At 63.9% G+C, this 15039-nt stretch carries 16 protein-coding genes and 1 pseudogene; 11 read left to right on the forward strand and 6 right to left on the reverse strand.

What is annotated here, in order from left to right; genetic code table 11:
* Position 1: 1 nt before the first annotated feature.
* Entirely contained in the window at positions 2–211 is a 210-nt protein-coding gene (locus tag AC0L2X_RS13190; protein ID WP_254815980.1) for a hypothetical protein, read from the reverse strand.
* Between the two features lie 166 nt (positions 212–377).
* Positions 378–1034, reverse strand: a complete 657-nt coding sequence (locus AC0L2X_RS13195; protein ID WP_473599896.1) for an O-methyltransferase — start codon at positions 1032–1034, stop codon at positions 378–380.
* A 93-nt stretch (positions 1035–1127) separates the two neighbouring features.
* On the opposite strand from AC0L2X_RS13195, the gene AC0L2X_RS13200 reads away from it, so the two are divergent.
* Entirely contained in the window at positions 1128–1760 is a 633-nt protein-coding gene (locus tag AC0L2X_RS13200) for a TetR/AcrR family transcriptional regulator (protein ID WP_473557219.1), read from the forward strand.
* Between the two features lie 111 nt (positions 1761–1871).
* Here the strand turns inward: AC0L2X_RS13200 and xylA are convergent, their stop codons facing one another.
* On the reverse strand, positions 1872–3197 hold the full coding sequence (gene xylA, locus AC0L2X_RS13205) for a xylose isomerase (protein WP_473599897.1): 1326 nt from the start codon (positions 3195–3197) through the stop codon (positions 1872–1874).
* A 110-nt stretch (positions 3198–3307) separates the two neighbouring features.
* On the opposite strand from xylA, the gene AC0L2X_RS13210 reads away from it, so the two are divergent.
* Entirely contained in the window at positions 3308–3670 is a 363-nt protein-coding gene (locus tag AC0L2X_RS13210; RefSeq protein WP_473557189.1) for a nuclear transport factor 2 family protein, read from the forward strand.
* Between the two features lie 38 nt (positions 3671–3708).
* Here the strand turns inward: AC0L2X_RS13210 and xylB are convergent, their stop codons facing one another.
* From xylB to AC0L2X_RS13225, 3 genes are all read right to left on the reverse strand, one after another.
* Entirely contained in the window at positions 3709–5163 is a 1455-nt protein-coding gene (gene xylB, locus AC0L2X_RS13215) for a xylulokinase (protein ID WP_473599898.1), read from the reverse strand.
* 194 nt (positions 5164–5357) lie between these two features.
* On the reverse strand, positions 5358–6683 hold the full coding sequence (locus AC0L2X_RS13220) for a tetratricopeptide repeat protein (RefSeq protein WP_473599899.1): 1326 nt from the start codon (positions 6681–6683) through the stop codon (positions 5358–5360).
* 9 nt (positions 6684–6692) lie between these two features.
* On the reverse strand, positions 6693–7316 hold the full coding sequence (locus AC0L2X_RS13225; protein WP_473599900.1) for a LysE family translocator: 624 nt from the start codon (positions 7314–7316) through the stop codon (positions 6693–6695).
* A gap of 188 nt (positions 7317–7504) precedes the next feature.
* On the opposite strand from AC0L2X_RS13225, the gene AC0L2X_RS13230 reads away from it, so the two are divergent.
* The 9 genes and pseudogenes from AC0L2X_RS13230 to AC0L2X_RS13270 all read left to right on the forward strand — a co-directional run bounded on the left by AC0L2X_RS13230 (position 7505) and on the right by AC0L2X_RS13270 (position 14904).
* Positions 7505–8269 carry a L,D-transpeptidase gene (locus AC0L2X_RS13230; RefSeq protein WP_473599901.1) on the forward strand — a complete coding sequence of 255 codons (765 nt, stop codon included), beginning with the start codon at positions 7505–7507 and terminating at the stop codon, positions 8267–8269.
* Between the two features lie 96 nt (positions 8270–8365).
* The gene (locus tag AC0L2X_RS13235; RefSeq protein ID WP_473599902.1) at positions 8366–9532 is read left to right on the forward strand and encodes a diphosphate--fructose-6-phosphate 1-phosphotransferase; all 1167 of its coding nucleotides are present in this window, start codon (positions 8366–8368) and stop codon (positions 9530–9532) included.
* Positions 9533–9548: 16 nt separating this feature from the next.
* Positions 9549–10274, forward strand: coding sequence for an MBL fold metallo-hydrolase (locus AC0L2X_RS13240; protein WP_473599903.1), 726 nt, complete (start codon positions 9549–9551; stop codon positions 10272–10274).
* Between the two features lie 373 nt (positions 10275–10647).
* A pseudogene (locus tag AC0L2X_RS13245) lies at positions 10648–12185 on the forward strand (DegQ family serine endoprotease).
* 133 nt (positions 12186–12318) lie between these two features.
* Positions 12319–12930 carry a molybdopterin-dependent oxidoreductase gene (locus tag AC0L2X_RS13250; protein ID WP_473599904.1) on the forward strand — a complete coding sequence of 204 codons (612 nt, stop codon included), beginning with the start codon at positions 12319–12321 and terminating at the stop codon, positions 12928–12930.
* A complete protein-coding gene (locus AC0L2X_RS13255; protein ID WP_473599905.1) occupies positions 12927–13673 on the forward strand; it encodes an FAD-binding oxidoreductase in 747 nt (248 codons plus the stop codon). The genes AC0L2X_RS13250 and AC0L2X_RS13255 overlap by 4 nt, the downstream gene beginning before the upstream one ends.
* A gap of 440 nt (positions 13674–14113) precedes the next feature.
* Positions 14114–14317: a DUF680 domain-containing protein gene (locus tag AC0L2X_RS13260; protein WP_473557827.1), complete on the forward strand. Its 204-nt coding sequence runs from the start codon at positions 14114–14116 to the stop codon at positions 14315–14317.
* Between the two features lie 71 nt (positions 14318–14388).
* Positions 14389–14595 carry a DUF680 domain-containing protein gene (locus AC0L2X_RS13265; protein ID WP_352490406.1) on the forward strand — a complete coding sequence of 69 codons (207 nt, stop codon included), beginning with the start codon at positions 14389–14391 and terminating at the stop codon, positions 14593–14595.
* 69 nt (positions 14596–14664) lie between these two features.
* Positions 14665–14904, forward strand: coding sequence for a DUF680 domain-containing protein (locus AC0L2X_RS13270; protein ID WP_352490405.1), 240 nt, complete (start codon positions 14665–14667; stop codon positions 14902–14904).
* Positions 14905–15039 lie beyond the last annotated feature (135 nt).

Raw genomic sequence — 15039 nt, forward strand, 5'->3', positions numbered from 1 at the left:
ATCAGGCAGCGTCCTGGCGGTCGCTGTTGCCGTCGATCTGCGAGCGCATCTGTCTCGCAAGATGGGTCTCGAAGCGGCTGGCGACCGCGCGATCCCATTCGTTTGCACTCAGCGCACCTTGCTTCGGGTGCGGCAGCGCCATCAGCCGGTCGATGATCGATCCGGCCTCGCCAGATGAGAGCAGGGCGTCGATTTCGCGTTCGTGCTGCATATCGTTTCGCCTCCTTCTTTCTGATTCCCGCCACGAACCACACTATAGGAGGTTCGTGACGGCTGTTTGAAGGCAAGAGCGAGGCGATTGATGGGCGATGCCGGGCAAAGTTTTGTCCGCCGCCGCCCATCTTGGGCACGATCGTTCCGGCAGGTCAGGCAGTGCTTCAGCCAAGCCGCATCGACAGTTCAACATCCTCGCCGAACGGCGTGGACATGTAGCCACTCCCGGTCGAGCGCACCCGCTCGAGGTATTCGGGGCAAAGATCGGCGTTGTCGGCAACGACGAAGGCGCCCGCCCTGAGGCGGTTCTCAACCAGACTCAAGATCTCGGGATAGAGCGCTTTGGCGCCGTCGAGCAGAAGCAGGTCGACGGTTTCGGGAAGATCGACGCTTAATGTTTGCAGCGCGTCTCCTTCGCGGATTTCCACCATGTCAATGAGACCGCCTGCTGTCAGATTACTCCTCGCGCGCGCCACCTTGGACGGCTCGAACTCGCTGGTGATCAGGCGGCCGCCGCCATTGTCCCGCAAGGCTGCGGCAAGGTGCAGGGTCGAAATGCCGAACGAGGTTCCAAATTCAACGATCGTCCTGGCGCCGCTGCCTCGTGCCAGCATGTAGAGCAGCGTGCCGGTCTCTCGCGAGACGGGAAGCCAGAGGTCCCTTAGCCGCCCATAGAAATCGAGGTATTCGGTCTTGCTCCGAATGAGGCGGCTCCGCTCCTCGGCGGAGAGCTCCGCCACTGCAGGGCTCGTTGCCGCAGCGGCTTCCTCGAACAGGCGGTCCAGCAGGGGCGCGAGCGGCTTTGTCGTCAGTGTGGTCATATCGGTCTCCAGTCGGAATGGAATGCGTTCTTGTGCGGCATTCAAAATACGACTAATCATTCGCATTCACTAATCGCATTGGCGCGCCTCTCAATGAGCGATCACCGAAGTCCGCGGATTTCCTCGCGAAAACAGCCCAAGCAGGCCCGCTCGGCAGAGCTCGTCGCTGCGATTTTGCAGGCTGCTGTTCAGGTTTTGGCGAAAGAAGGCGCGCAGCGCTTCACCACGGCGCGGGTGGCCGAGAAGGCCGGTGTCAGTGTCGGATCGCTGTATCAGTATTTTCCGAACAAGGCGGCGATCCTGTTCCGGCTCCAGAGCGACGAATGGCGGCAGACGACCGGTTTGCTGCGCGACATCCTCGAGGATGTCAGAAAACTGCCACTTGAAAGGCTGCGCGGCCTGGTCCACGCCTTCCTTCGCTCGGAGTGTGACGAGGCCGCGGTGCGTGTGGCGCTCGACGACGCCGCGCCGCTTTACCGCGACGCGCCCGAGGCGCAGGTGGCAAGGGCGTCCGGAGACCGCACCATCCAGCTCTTCATGCAGGAGGCGATGCCCAACACCGCGCAAGTGACTCGCGAATTGGCCGGCGACCTGGTCATGACGACGCTGAGCACGGTGGGGAAGCAGTTCTCGGAGGCGCCCCGAACCTCCGCGGAGATCGAAGCCTACGCCGACGCCATGGCCGACATGTTCTGCGCCTACCTGAGAGGCCTCGATCATGGCTAAGCCAAGCGCCAGACCCGGTCAGCGGACAGGCCGTGCAAGTTTTGCGCGGGGCAAACCTTGTCGTCGGTTTCAGCCCCGCGGAAAGTCAATGCAGCCGCGAATCCGTACGCCTCAGACGTACCGGTTGACGATGTTCTCGAGCAATTCCTGGCGGCCGGATCTGGGCTGCGGCTCGATCTTCTCCTTGACGACGCGCGTAGCGATCTCCTCGAGCGTGCGCTCGCCGGCAAGCATCGCCTTGGCCTCGGCCGCATCCCAGCCGGCATAGCGCTCGGCGAGCGGGGCGGACAGCGCCTTGTCCTCGACCATGCGCGCTGCCGCCTTGAGGCCGCGCGCGCAGCAATCCATGCCGCCGATATGGCCGATCAGCAGATCCTGCGGATCGAGCGACTGGCGCCTGAGCTTGGCGTCGAAATTGGTGCCGCCGGTCTTGAAGCCGCCTGCCTGCAGCACCTGGTAGTAGGCGAGAGCCATCTCCGGCACATTGTTTGGGAACTGGTCGGTATCCCAGCCCGATTGGTAGTCGTTGCGGTTCATGTCGATCGAGCCGAAGATGCCCAGCGCATTGGCCAGCGCCAGTTCATGCTCGAACGAATGGCCGGCCAGGATGGCGTGGCCCTGCTCGATGTTGAGCTTGACCTCTTTCTCCAGTCCGAAACGCTTGAGGAAGCCATAGACGGTGGCGACGTCGTAATCATACTGGTGCTTGGTCGGCTCCTGCGGCTTCGGCTCGATCAGGATGGTGCCTTCGAAGCCGATCCTGTGCTTGTAGTCGACGACCAGGTTGAGGAAACGGCCGGCCTGTTCCTGCTCGCGCCCAAGGTCGGTGTTGAGCAGCGTCTCATAGCCCTCGCGGCCGCCCCACAACACGTAGTTCTCGCCGTTCAGCCGCTTGGTGACGTCGATGCAGTGTTTCACCGTCGCCGCCGAATAGGCAAAGACATCTGGATCGGGATTGGTGGCGGCGCCCGACATGAAGCGGCGGTTGGAGAACAGGTTGGCCGTGCCCCACAACAGTTTGACGCTGGTCTGCTTCATCTTTTCCGAGAAATAATCGGCGATCTCGTCGAGCCGCGCCGCACTTTCGGAAAAGTCCCGGCCCTCCGGCCGCACATCGGCATCGTGGAAGCAGAAATAAGGCGCGCCCAGCAGCGAAAACATCTCGAAGGCGACGTCGGCCTTGAGCTTGGCCAGCTCCATCGTGTCGGTACCGCCGGCCTTGGGGAACCACGGCCGGTCAAACGTCTGGCCGCCGAACGGATCGCCGCCCGGCCAGGCAAAGGAATGCCAATAGGCGACGGCAAAGCGCAGATGGTCTTCGAGCCGCTTGCCGGCGACAATCTCGTCGGGATTGTAGAACCGGTAGGCCAGCGGATTGGTCGAATCCGGTCCCTCGTATTTGATCTGCTGGATGTCGCCGAAAAAACCGCTGGTCATGTTCTTTTCCTCTCGCATGGTTCGGCCTGATTACCTCAGGCGTAATTGGTTTCGCGCTGGCGCTGGGTGAAAAGGCTCATGTCAAAGCCACTCAACGAAGGAGACAGACCATGACCGACCTCAACACCATTGCCGAAAACTACATCGCCGCCTGGAACGAGAGCGACGCCGCGCGCAGGAAGGCCTTGCTCGAGGCGGCTTTCACCGAGGACGTCGGCTATCGCGATCCGATCATGCAGGGCGACGGCCATGACGGCATCGCCGCGCTGATCGAAGGCGTGCAGCAGCGCTTTGCCGGCTTCAGGTTCTCGCTGAAAGGCAAGCCGGACGGCTTTGCCGATACCATCCGCTTCTCGTGGAATCTCGGGCCGGACGGCACTGAGTCCGTCATCGAAGGCACCGATATCGGCGTCATCGAGAATGGCCGGCTGAAAAGCATCACCGGCTTTCTCGACAAGGTCCCGGCGCAGTGAGGCCTTCTCGGCGGGCCGCGGCGAGGGCGGGAATCCGCTCACGCCGTGGCGCTCCTGATCGCCGGATAAAGCGCCCGGTAGCGCTGATAAGCATCCGCATAGGCATCGCCGAGGGCGGCGACCGGCTCGACCGTGGTGTCTGTCGCCGGCGCCGTGCACGCGGCGCGCGGATCGGCACCGGTCGCCGCGATCAGGCCAAGCCGGGCCGCACCGAAGGCGGCGCCGAAATCGCCGTCGGCTGGAATATCGACGGGCAGGCCAAGCGCTGTCGCGATGGCCTTCAGCCAGTAGCGCGAACGCGAGCCGCCGCCGATCGCCGTTACCCGGGTCAGCGTCGTGCCGGCTTTGGCCAGCGCGTCGAGGCTGTCGCGGAAGGCGAAGGCGACGCCTTCGAGCACGGCCTGGGTCAGCGCCACGCGGCCAGACTCGTGGGCAAGCCCGGTAAACGCGCCACGAATGGCCGAATCATTGTACGGCGTCCGTTCCCCTGAGAGATAGGGCAAAAACGAGACGCCAGTCGGCGCCTGCAGCACATCGCCGAGTTCGGCGGTCAACTCGCCGGCGCTTTTTCCAGCGATCCCCGACAGCCAGTTGAGTGAATCGGTTGCCGACAGGATGACGCCCATCTGGTGCCAGGTGCCGGGCAGTGCGTGGCAGAATGTGTGCACCGCGCTTTCCGGATTGGGCAGATAGGAGGCATTGGCGGCAAAAAGCACGCCCGACGTGCCGAGCGAGACGAAAGCCTGGCCGGCGCCGACCGTGCCCATGCCGCAGGCCGAGGCCGCGTTATCGCCGGCGCCGCCGGCGATCGGGATACCCGCCTGCATGCCCCATTTCGCAGCCAATTCGCTGCGCAAGGCACCGGCCTTTGCCGTGCCTTCGACCAATGACGGCATCTGCCTTTCGTCGAGCGAGGTGGCGGCGAGCAGTTCGGCCGACCAGGCTCGTCTGCCGACATCGAGCCACGACGTGCCGGCCGAATCCGACATTTCCGAAATATGCTCGCCGGCGAGCCAGAGCCGCAAAAAGTCCTTCGGCAGCAGGACCTTTGCCACCTTGGCGAAAACAGCCGGTTCGTTGTTCTTAACCCAGGCGAGCTTCGGTGCGGTGAAACCGGGAAAGACGATGTTGCCGGTCAGCTTGCGAAAGCGCGGGTCGGCATCGAGCGCGGCCGCCTCGGCGTGGCTGCGTGTGTCGTTCCACAGAATGCAGGGGCGCAGCACCTGGTCGGCGGCATCGAGCAGGGTGGCGCCATGCATATGGCCGGAAAGGCCGATGCCTTTGACCGCCGCGAGTTCCTTCGCATGCGTGCCTTTCAGCTCGGCGATCGCGGCTTCGCAGGCGCCGATCCAGTCGGCAGGGTTCTGTTCGGACCAGCCGGGATGCGGGCGCGACACGTCGAGCGGCGCATGGCCGGAACCGACGATGCTCTGCCTTGCATCGATCAGCAGCGCCTTGACGCCCGACGTGCCGAGATCGAGGCCGAGATACATGTTTCCTCCTCCCATGTCCGTCATGCCTGGCGGCGACGGTCTTCCTTGCTTCCCCGCCCAGTCCTGCGACACGGGCGGCGAAGATATCCCGGCAATCGTGCCGCCGGAAACGCACCCCGGTCAACACGCGAAGATTTTTTCGACACTCGAAAAAATCTGGCCGGGGCAGTTTTTAAGGCAAGATTTAGTCTTGGTCAATTCGCCGCGAGAGCGGTTGCGCGCCGTGAAAACAGTGCCGACAACGGGCTGTCCGGCCGTGCCAGCGCGCGTTCCGCCGCAAGCGCCCTCGCCAGCGCGCCATCACCGGAACGCAAGGCCGCCTCGATCAGCGTCAGGTCGATGACGTCGCGTTGGGCGTGGCTGCCGCCGAAGCGATGGGCGATTGCCCGGATCGGCCGGATCAGGCGTATCGTCTCGGCATGATTGCCCTCGCCGAATGCCTTGATGGCGAGCGTCAGGGGATGGCCGACATCCCGGGTGAAAGCAGCGTTGTCGTCTTTACCCTGCATCGCCTCGCGCTGCGCCTCGAGCAAGCCGCGGGCCGGCGCGTCGAGGCCGGCGCCGACGAACGCCATCATCGCGTGGGCGTCGTTGAAGGCATAATGGCCGGCGCTGGCCTTGGGCAACCAGTTGGCGGCGAGCGCAGTCCAGCGCTCGCCGACATCGACGCCGCCGAGATGCAGCCGCCACAGAATCGCCGAGGCATCGACCATGTTGAGCGCCAGCGTCGAGCGCTCGCCATAGATGGGCCCGTCGTAGAGCGCCAGCACCTCGTCGGTCTCGCCGAGATCATAATGGAACAGCGCCAGATGCCACCAATTGTGCACCTGCAGGAAGCTTTCCCGCGTCCACGCTTCAGGATTGGCGCGCATCCACAGAATGCCGTCCTTCTGCCGGCTCTGCATCTCCATGACATGGGCCACCGCATGCTGGGCCCAGCCGTCGCGCGGCTCGAGATCGACCGCCGTGCGGCCAAGCCTTTCGGCACGCGCGTAGTCGCCCATTTCCTCCAGCCCAAAGGCCTGCATGCCGAGTATGGCGTGGTAGCCCGGCATGCCACTCTGCCAGGACGGCAGCGCGCGGCCGATGCGGTCGCGCAGCATACGGGCATTGCCGGTGAAGAAGTCGATCTGGTGGCCGGTCTGCAGCGCCAGCGCATCGAGCGGAAACTCGATGGCGATGTCCTCCAGCACGCGGGCGGCCTCGTGCCAGTGTCCGTCCGCAAGGTACCCAAGGGCGGCGACATGCGCCTGCTCGCGTGTCGTCGCGGCAAGCGGCAGCGCTGCCTCGTGACATGCCTTGGCCACCGCCGTCGCCTCTCGCTCGGTGGCGAGGCCAAAGAGATAACCCTTGAACACATGCGCCATGACGAAGCCGGGATCGTCGGCGATTGCCCGGTCAATGGAACCGACCGGATCGCCGATGAAGCACTGCAATTCGCGCACAGCCCGGCTGTAGGACGAGAGCCCGGCCTCCGTCGCGCCGGACAGTGTCAAGCCGAATGCATCGCTGACCGCCATGGTCTGTCCTCAGTTGCCCGATCGCATCGCCACCGTCGCGATCCCGGCGCCGACCAGCAGCGTGCCGCCGGTGCGATTGAAGATGCGGATCGCCTTCGAGTTGCGCACCACGTTGCGCGCTCTTGCCGCGATCAGCGCGTAGCCGAAGGCATTGGCGAAGGCGAGCGTCAGGAAGGTCGTCTCGAAAATCAGCATCTGTGTCCAGAAATCCGCGTGCCGGTCGAGGAACTGCGGCAGGAAGGCGACGAAGAAGGTGATGCTTTTCGGATTGAGCGCGGTGACCAGCCAGGCATGCGCCGTCATCTTGGCCGAAGACACCGCATCGGTGCGCGGTTCGGCCCGGAGCGCGCCGCCGGCGCGAAACAGCTTGATGCCGAGATAGATCAGATAGAAGGCGCCGATCACCTTCAGCACCGTGAATACGGTGGCCGACGCCGCCAGCAGCGCGCCGATGCCCAGCATCGACAGTGTCATCGCGGTGAGGTCGCCGAGCGCCACGCCGACTGCCATCGGCAGCGCGGTGCGCCAGCCCTGGCCGAGCGCATAGGACACCACCAGCAGGATGGTCGGGCCCGGGATGACCAGAAGGATTGCCGAGGCGGCGGCAAACGCGGCCCAGTTTTCGAAAGACATTTTCTCCTCCTTGAGCTCAAAGAAGAGGATAAATCCTTGGCCTCGTGAAGATGTAAAGAGGCAAAAATCGAAAAAGCCCCTCGTTAACGCCAGGCGGCCGGCCTTCACGCTTTTTCAACCATGATTGGTGAAAATGCCTGCTATCTGGCCGGACCGTGTTTCCCGCCGATAGCGTAGGGTTTGGGTAAATGCGTGAGTTGCCGCAAGGTCTGTCGCTGCCGCACACCGGCGACGCAATCGAAACCGAAATACAGCTTTCCCGCCGCACGGTGCTGTCCGGCGCCGGTGCGCTGGCGCTGCTCGGCGTTACCGGCTGCAGCCAGACTCTGGATCTGCCGTCGCTCCAGCTCGACGATGTCACCACCGGCTCGATCCGGCCGGTCCGTCCGAGCATCAGCGTCGACAAGAATATCACCAGCCCCGACGTGATGTACGCTTCGCTCACCGACGGTGGCTTCAACGTGCCGGAAGTGCCCTATCTCAAGGTCAAGCCGGAGTTCCGCCGCCAGATCGTCGTCGATCCGACCGGCGAGCAACCCGGCACGATCGTCGTTCACTCGCAGGAGCGGCTGCTCTATCTGGTGCAGCCCGGCGGCGAGGCGATCCGTTACGGCGTCGGCATCGGCAAGGACGGATTCCGCTGGTCGGGCCGCGCCAACATCCAGTACGGCAAGGAATGGCCGGTCTGGACCCCGCCGCCCGAGATGATCGCCCGCAGGCCGGAACTGGTGAAATGGCAAGGCGGACAGCCGGGCGGCCTCGACAATCCGCTCGGCGCGCGTGCCCTCTACATCTATCAGAACGGCAGCGACACCGGCTATCGCATCCACGGCTCGCCCGAATGGTGGAGCATCGGCCAGGCGATGTCGTCGGGCTGCGTGCGCCTGATCAACCAGGACATCATCGATCTCTACAGCCGCGTCTCCAAGAAGAATCCGGTCGTCGTCGTCTGAACGGCGGCTTCGCTTTCAGTGATCACTCTGCCGTTGCGCGATGCCGCAAGACAGGCGAATGTGCCTGCGATTTTCATCGCCCGGGAGACGTGAACAATGACCGGAACTTTTGTGATCGCGCAAGGCGGCGGCCCGACCGCCGTCATCAACCAGACCGTGGTGGGCGCCACGCTCGAATTCCGCAAGCGGCATCCCGGCGCCAAGGTCCTTGGCTCCATCCACGGCGTGCGCGGCATTCGTGACGGTAATTACGTCGATCTTTCCGCCATCCCCGAGGACCGCCTGCGGCTGATCGCGGCGACACCGAGCGCCGCGCTTGGTTCGACGCGCGACAAGCCGGATGCCGCCTATTGCGACCTCATCCTCAACGGCTTGAAGAAAGCCGGCGCCGACGCCTTCATCTATATCGGCGGCAACGACACCTCGGGCACGCAGCAGATCCTGACCGACGCCGCGGGCGGCAAGATCGCCTTCGTGCACGCGCCGAAAACCATCGACAACGATCTCGAGGAGAACGATCACACGCCCGGCTTCATGTCGGCGGCCGAGTTCGTCGCCGGGGCATTCCTGTCGGTCGATCTCGATTTCCGCGCTCTGCCGGGCATCTATGTCGGCATCGTCATGGGGCGGCATGCCGGCTTCCTGACGGCCGCATCCGCGGCCTGGCAGCTCGACCAGGACAGCGGTCCGCATCTCGTCTACGTGCCGGAGCGGCCGTTCTCGGCGGCCGGTTTCATCGACGACGTGCGCGCCACGCTCGACCGCCACAAGCGCTGCATCGTTGCCGTCTCCGAAGGCGTCAGCACCGCCGACGGCAAGGCGCTGGTCGAAAGCCTGGTGCCGCCGGAAAGGCTGGAGCGCGACCAGCACGGCAACGTCAAGCTGTCGGGCAGCGACCTGCCGGCAGCCTTGGAGCGCGCGCTCGCCGAAGGGCTGCCGGGCAAGCGGGCGCGCGTCGATGCGCTCGGCTATATGCCGCGCGGCTATGTCGGCGCCATCAGCGCGGTGGACGCGCAGGAGGCCTTCGACGCCGGCGCCTTCGCGGTCACGGTGGCCGAAGAGGGCGGCGGTTCGGTGGCGCTGCAATATGACGGCAAGAAAACCGTGCTGAAGAAGGTGCCGCTGAAGAACGTCGCCGGCAAGACGCGCCATATGCCGGATGATTTCATGCTGCCCGATATCAACCGGCTGTCCGACGCGGGCATGGCCTATCTGAAGCGGCTGGTCCCGCAAAAGTACAAGGTCGGCAAGCCGTTCGTCTGATGCCGGCCTTGATCTGATGGACAGCTGGTTCAGCAAAACCATCGTCGACGCCAAGACGACGATGCTGACCGAGCCCTTCGTGCATGATTTCGTGCGCGCCAACATCTGGCATTTGCGCGGCCGCGATGTCGACCTGCTGGTCGACACCGGCATGGGGATCTGCCCGCTGGCGCCGCAGATCGACACGCCATCCGGCAAGCCGCTGCTCGTCGTCGCCACGCACATCCATCTCGACCATGTCGGCTCGCTGCACGAGTTTCCGTTGCGAGCAGGGCCGAGCCACAGCGCCGCGCAGTTCGACAGCATGGATGAGGCGGTGACCTACGCCTACATGTTCCACGATCTGGAAGGCGCCGTCTCCAGGCTGCCGGCAAAGGGCTGGAAGGCGGCCGACTACAGGATTCCACCGGCGGCGCTAACCCGAACGCTGGACGAGGGCGATGTGGTTGATCTTGGCGACCGGCAATTGCGCGTCCTGCATCTGCCCGGCCACTCTCCGGATTCGATCGCGCTGTTCGACGAGGCAGACGGCCTGTTCTTCGCCGGCGACGCCATCTACGACGCCATGCTGATCGACGACCTGCCGGATTCCGATCGCGCCGCCTACCGCCGCACGATGCAACGCCTGCTCGAGCTGCCGATCCGCATCGGCCACGGCGGTCATGGACCGAGCTTCGACGGCAGGCGGATGCGCGAGATCGCCACCGCCTATCTCCGCCGGACCGACGGGACAGCGGCATAGCAAGCCTTAGCGGGGCAGTGAGGCGGCGGCGGCGAACCTGAAGGGATTTGTCTTGGGCAGCTATTTTGTTCTTGCTTTGTGCCGGCAGCTATGCTGCTAATCTGGATATGGTGATCATTCGCCCCAACGACCCGCCGCGAGGCGGGTTTTTGGTTTAGGGCTTCGGCGCCAACGCGCAAGGCGGCTGCCAGCCGGAAATTAAATCTTCGTAATATTATCTGGAAACCACGATCGGCGCCCTAGATGCGGGGCTGTCGATCCGGTCGGCTGCCGTGACAGGCGAGACAGGCAAGGCCGACGACCGACACGCCGGTGAATCGTTCCGGTGACGGAACGTTGCGGCGCTCCACAATCTCTCGCCCGGACAACGGCCATGTCACCAATCCAGACCCTTCGCAGACATCGCGTCGCCGCTCTGCTGGGCGCCGCGCTGATCGTCAGCCCCTTCGCCCTGCCTCTCGCTCCCAGGCTGAATGCTGTCCTGGCGGCAACAGTGACCCCTCCGGTCACCGGCATGACGGCGCCGAGCGGCTCGTTCGCGCCGGTCGTGGCGGCCGACAAACCGGCGGTGGTGACCATCACGACGGTCATGAAAGCTCAACAGCCGGACACCATGAGCGACGCCTCTCCCTTTGGCGGAGCTCGCCTTTCGACGATTATTTCCGCCATTTCTTCGATGACCAGGGGCAGCCCGCCCCCAAGACACCGCCGGAGCAGGCGCCGCGCACCGAGGCTCTCGGTTCGGGCTTCATCGTCGGCGACGACGGCACAATCGTCACCAACAATCACGTCGTCGACGGCGCCCAGTCGATCAAGGTGACGCTCGACGACGGCACCGAGCTTCCCGCCAAATTGATCGGCCATGACGCCAAGAACGATCTTGCCGTGCTCAGGGTCAAGTCCGGCAAGCCCTTGCCGACCGTCAAATGGGGCGATTCCGACAAGCTCATGCCGGGCGACCAGGTGCTCGCTTTCGGCAATCCTTTCGGCCTTGGCACCACGGTCACGGCCGGCATCGTTTCGGCGCGCGGCCGCGACCTGCATAGCGGGCCGTTTGACGACTTCATCCAGATCGACGCGCCGATCAACCGGGGCAATTCCGGCGGCCCGCTGACGGATGTGAACGGCAATGTCGTCGGCATCAACACGGCGATCTTTTCGCCGAATGGCGGCAGCGTCGGCGTCGGCTTCGCCATTCCCTCCGACCAGGCGCAAAAGGTCGTCGCCAAACTGATGAAGGGCGGCTCCATCCAGTACGGCTATCTCGGCGTCCAGATCCAGCCGGTGACGCCTGACATGGCGAGCGCCATCGGCCTCGACCACCCCGCCGGCGTGCTGGTCGCGCAGGTCAGCGACGGATCGCCGGCCGCCAAGGCCGGCATCGAGACCGGCGACGTCATCACCAGCTTCGCCGGCCAGGACATAAAGGATCCAAGGGACCTGTCGCGCGCCGTCGCCGAAATTGCGCCCGGTACGAGGGAAACCCTCAATGTCTGGCGCAAGGGGCAAAGCCTGCAGATCTCCGTCGAGGTCGGGCGCAACGAGGACGACATGACGACGGGATCGGTGACCGGCGATCAGGGTCAGCCGTCGACGGGGCAGGGCCTTCGCGCACCGGCGCTCGGCCTCGGCCTGACGGATGTCACCCCGGATGTTCGCCAGGCAATGAACCTGGCCGGCAACCAGCACGGCGCGCTGGTCGAGCGCGTCGACCCGAACAAGGCGGCATCGGCTTCCGGCATCCAGCCCGGCGACATCATCGTCGCCGTCGACCAGCATCCGGTGAGGAGCGCCAGGCAGGCTAACCAGGCGATTGTGCAGGCTGCCAAATCCGGCAGGAAATCGGTGCTGCTGCTTGTCGAGCGCGGCGACGCCCAGATGTTTGTCGCCGTCCCCTTCGCCAGTGGCTGAAGCGGGCGCCGCGCTGCCAAGATCGATGTAGAGCATTGCCGCCAGGCCGGAGCCAAGATTTCGGTTGCCCGCGCGCGCGTCTTCGAGAAAACTGACAAAGGTCGACTGGACCCTGCGCAAACGGATATTCTCGATGGTTACCCGAGGCTTCTCTTCCGGACGAAAGCCGCCGACGGATACGGATGCACGTATCCCGCCGGGGCAATATCTCGAGCAAGGTTTCCCGGTCCTGTCGGCCGGCCCGACGCCGCATGTGCGCACCGAGGATTGGTCGTTCACGCTTAAGCACGGGCCGCGGCCGATCAAGAAGTGGAACTGGGCCGAGTTCAACGCGCTGCCCTTGACCAAGATGACGCGCGACATCCATTGCGTCACCGCATGGACCAAGTTCGACACGGCTTGGCAGGGCGTGCTGGTCGACGACATCCTTGCCGACGCCGGCATCGAGCCGCCCACCGCCTTCACGCTGGCGCTGGGTTTCGACGGCTATTCCACCAACGTGCCGACGAAGGATCTTACCGGCGGCAAGGCGATGGTGGCGCTGCTTTACGAGGGCAGGCCGATCACGCCTGACCATGGCGGCCCGGCGCGGCTGCTCGTTCCGCATCTCTATTTCTGGAAATCGGCCAAATGGCTGAACGGGCTGCAGTTCACCGAGCGTGACGAGCCGGGTTTCTGGGAATTGCGAGGCTATCATATCTATGGCGACCCGTGGCGCGAGCAGCGCTACACGAACGATCCATGAGCGACGCACCGGCGGCGCAGTCGCCCTGGCAGACGGTCACCATCACCCGCATCCAAAAGCGCACGCCACGCGTCACCAGCTTTTTCCTGCAGCCGTCGCGGCCCTTCGTCTACCGTGCCGGGCAGCATGTCGATGTCAGGCTGACGGCGCCGGACGGCTATCAGGCGCGCCGCTCCTATTCCATCGCCTCGGCACCGGAGACCGGCGAGACCATCGAACTGGCAATTGAAAAACTCGAGGACGGCGAGGTCTCGCCGTTCTTTCACGAGATCGCGGCGGTGGGCGACGAGGTCGAGTTGCGCGGGCCGCTCGGCGGCCATTTCGTCTGGTCCGACGACGATGGCGGACCGCTCCTGCTCGTCGGCGGTGGGTCGGGCGTGGTGCCGCTGATGTCGATGGTCCGTCACCGGGCGATGCGGGGATCGCTGGTCGCCGCCGCCCTGGTGTTTTCGGCGCGGGTTTGGGACGAGGTGATCTTTCGCGACGAGTTGATCGACCTCGCCGAGCGCCGGGATGGCTTCGACCTGGTGCTGACGCTGACGCGCGAGCCGGCCCGCCGTCCGGCGGATTATGCGCGGCGGATCGACGCCGCGATGATGGTGCAAGCCATGACTAGGCTGCCCGCGCCACCGAAGCTCGCCTTTGTCTGCGGCTCGAACGCATTCGTGACGGCCGCCGCCGAGGCACTGATCGATGCCGGCGTGCCTGCGGCTCTCATCCGCACCGAACGTTACGGGGTCTGACCCGTTTCTGCTTGCCCGGTTGCTGCCTTCGCTGCCGGCATAAACGGGCCGAAAGCCGGCAGAACGGCGAGGCCGCATTTGGCTGAAATGGTTAACGATTCGACAAACAAACCCGGTTGCGACTTTTATCGGTTTAAAAAATCGAACCGAACGGTTCGTTTCTGTTGACAATGCGTGCAGGACGCTGTGAACGCTGCCTCCCCAAGTCACTTTGCAGCCAGACCGATACTATGGGCTATCTACTTCATATTTATGAATAAAATTGTGGCAAAGGGAATCCCTGGCACAATTTCAAGGTGTAGATTCTTGGTCCACACCAAACAACTTCGTGATTGGAAACTGGCCATTGGCTTTCCCACATCGGGGCTGTCCGGACGACGCGAATTCCTCCCAAGACACGCCGCTAGACGGACGGAAAACTAAGATACTGGAGTACTAAAATGAAAAAGATCGCTCTTGCCGCCGTCGCCGTTTTGGCCATCACCGGCAGCGCCTTCGCTGGCAGCGACAACTTTGGTTCCAAGGCTGCGAACCAGCCTGTCGCTTCGGTCGACAGCTCGTATACGGCTTCCATTCAGAAGCCGGCTCATGCTGACGAGCAGCCTGTCCAGGGCGCCGACCGTAACCTCTTCGGCAACAACTAACAGCCGATCCCAACATCAGGGCGGCGGGCATATCCGCCGTCCGGGGATTTGAAAAATTCAGGAGTATTAAGATGAAAAAGATCGTTCTTGCTGCCGCCGCCGTTTTGGCCATCACCGGCAGCGCTTTCGCCGCTAGCGACAATTATGGTTCGAACGGCGCGAAGCAGCCTGCGCCTTCCGTCGATAGTTCGTACACGGCTTCCGTCAAGACGTCGGACCATACTGAAAAGCAGCCGGTCGTCGAGGGCGCCGACCGCAACCTCTTCGGCAACAACTAACAGCCGATCCCACCATCAAGGCGGCGGCATGCCCGCCGCCTGGATCCGAGAAATCCAGGAGTACCCAAAATGAAAAAGATTGTTCTTGCTGCCGCCGCCCTCTTGATTGCCGCCGGCAGTGCTTATGCCCGCAACGACAATGTTGGCGGGACCGACATCAACAAGCAGTCGACCGCCAATGTCGACAACACGCAGACGTATTCGGTGCGTGACAGCAACTCGCCGATCTACAAGCTGCTGAATTCGTCTGGCGATGTACCCAAGTCCGCGCCTCAGGGCGCCGACCGCAACCTCTTCGGCAATAACTAACAGCCGAACTGGAATTCCAGACAAGAGGGGGGGGGGGGGGGGGGCCCCCGGGTTTTTTTTTTTTTTTAAAAAAAAAAACCAGGACACACCCCGCGGGTGGGGGGGGGGTGGGGGGGGAGGAGGGCCCGGCGGCGG

This window comes from Mesorhizobium sp. WSM4828 (assembly GCF_055811175.1).

Bases quoted from the DNA above. Each gene is read 5' to 3' on its own strand.
- AC0L2X_RS13190 (WP_254815980.1), bottom strand. From the start codon at position 211: ATGCAGCACGAACGCGAAATCGACGCCCTGCTCTCATCTGGCGAGGCC.
- AC0L2X_RS13195 (WP_473599896.1), bottom strand. From the start codon at position 1,034: ATGACCACACTGACGACAAAGCCGCTCGCGCCCCTGCTGGACCGCCTG.
- AC0L2X_RS13200 (WP_473557219.1), top strand. From the start codon at position 1,128: ATGAGCGATCACCGAAGTCCGCGGATTTCCTCGCGAAAACAGCCCAAG.
- xylA (WP_473599897.1), bottom strand. From the start codon at position 3,197: ATGACCAGCGGTTTTTTCGGCGACATCCAGCAGATCAAATACGAGGGA.
- AC0L2X_RS13210 (WP_473557189.1), top strand. From the start codon at position 3,308: ATGACCGACCTCAACACCATTGCCGAAAACTACATCGCCGCCTGGAAC.
- xylB (WP_473599898.1), bottom strand. From the start codon at position 5,163: ATGTATCTCGGCCTCGATCTCGGCACGTCGGGCGTCAAGGCGCTGCTG.
- AC0L2X_RS13220 (WP_473599899.1), bottom strand. From the start codon at position 6,683: ATGGCGGTCAGCGATGCATTCGGCTTGACACTGTCCGGCGCGACGGAG.
- AC0L2X_RS13225 (WP_473599900.1), bottom strand. From the start codon at position 7,316: ATGTCTTTCGAAAACTGGGCCGCGTTTGCCGCCGCCTCGGCAATCCTT.
- AC0L2X_RS13230 (WP_473599901.1), top strand. From the start codon at position 7,505: ATGCGTGAGTTGCCGCAAGGTCTGTCGCTGCCGCACACCGGCGACGCA.
- AC0L2X_RS13235 (WP_473599902.1), top strand. From the start codon at position 8,366: ATGACCGGAACTTTTGTGATCGCGCAAGGCGGCGGCCCGACCGCCGTC.
- AC0L2X_RS13240 (WP_473599903.1), top strand. From the start codon at position 9,549: ATGGACAGCTGGTTCAGCAAAACCATCGTCGACGCCAAGACGACGATG.
- AC0L2X_RS13250 (WP_473599904.1), top strand. From the start codon at position 12,319: ATGGTTACCCGAGGCTTCTCTTCCGGACGAAAGCCGCCGACGGATACG.
- AC0L2X_RS13255 (WP_473599905.1), top strand. From the start codon at position 12,927: ATGAGCGACGCACCGGCGGCGCAGTCGCCCTGGCAGACGGTCACCATC.
- AC0L2X_RS13260 (WP_473557827.1), top strand. From the start codon at position 14,114: ATGAAAAAGATCGCTCTTGCCGCCGTCGCCGTTTTGGCCATCACCGGC.
- AC0L2X_RS13265 (WP_352490406.1), top strand. From the start codon at position 14,389: ATGAAAAAGATCGTTCTTGCTGCCGCCGCCGTTTTGGCCATCACCGGC.
- AC0L2X_RS13270 (WP_352490405.1), top strand. From the start codon at position 14,665: ATGAAAAAGATTGTTCTTGCTGCCGCCGCCCTCTTGATTGCCGCCGGC.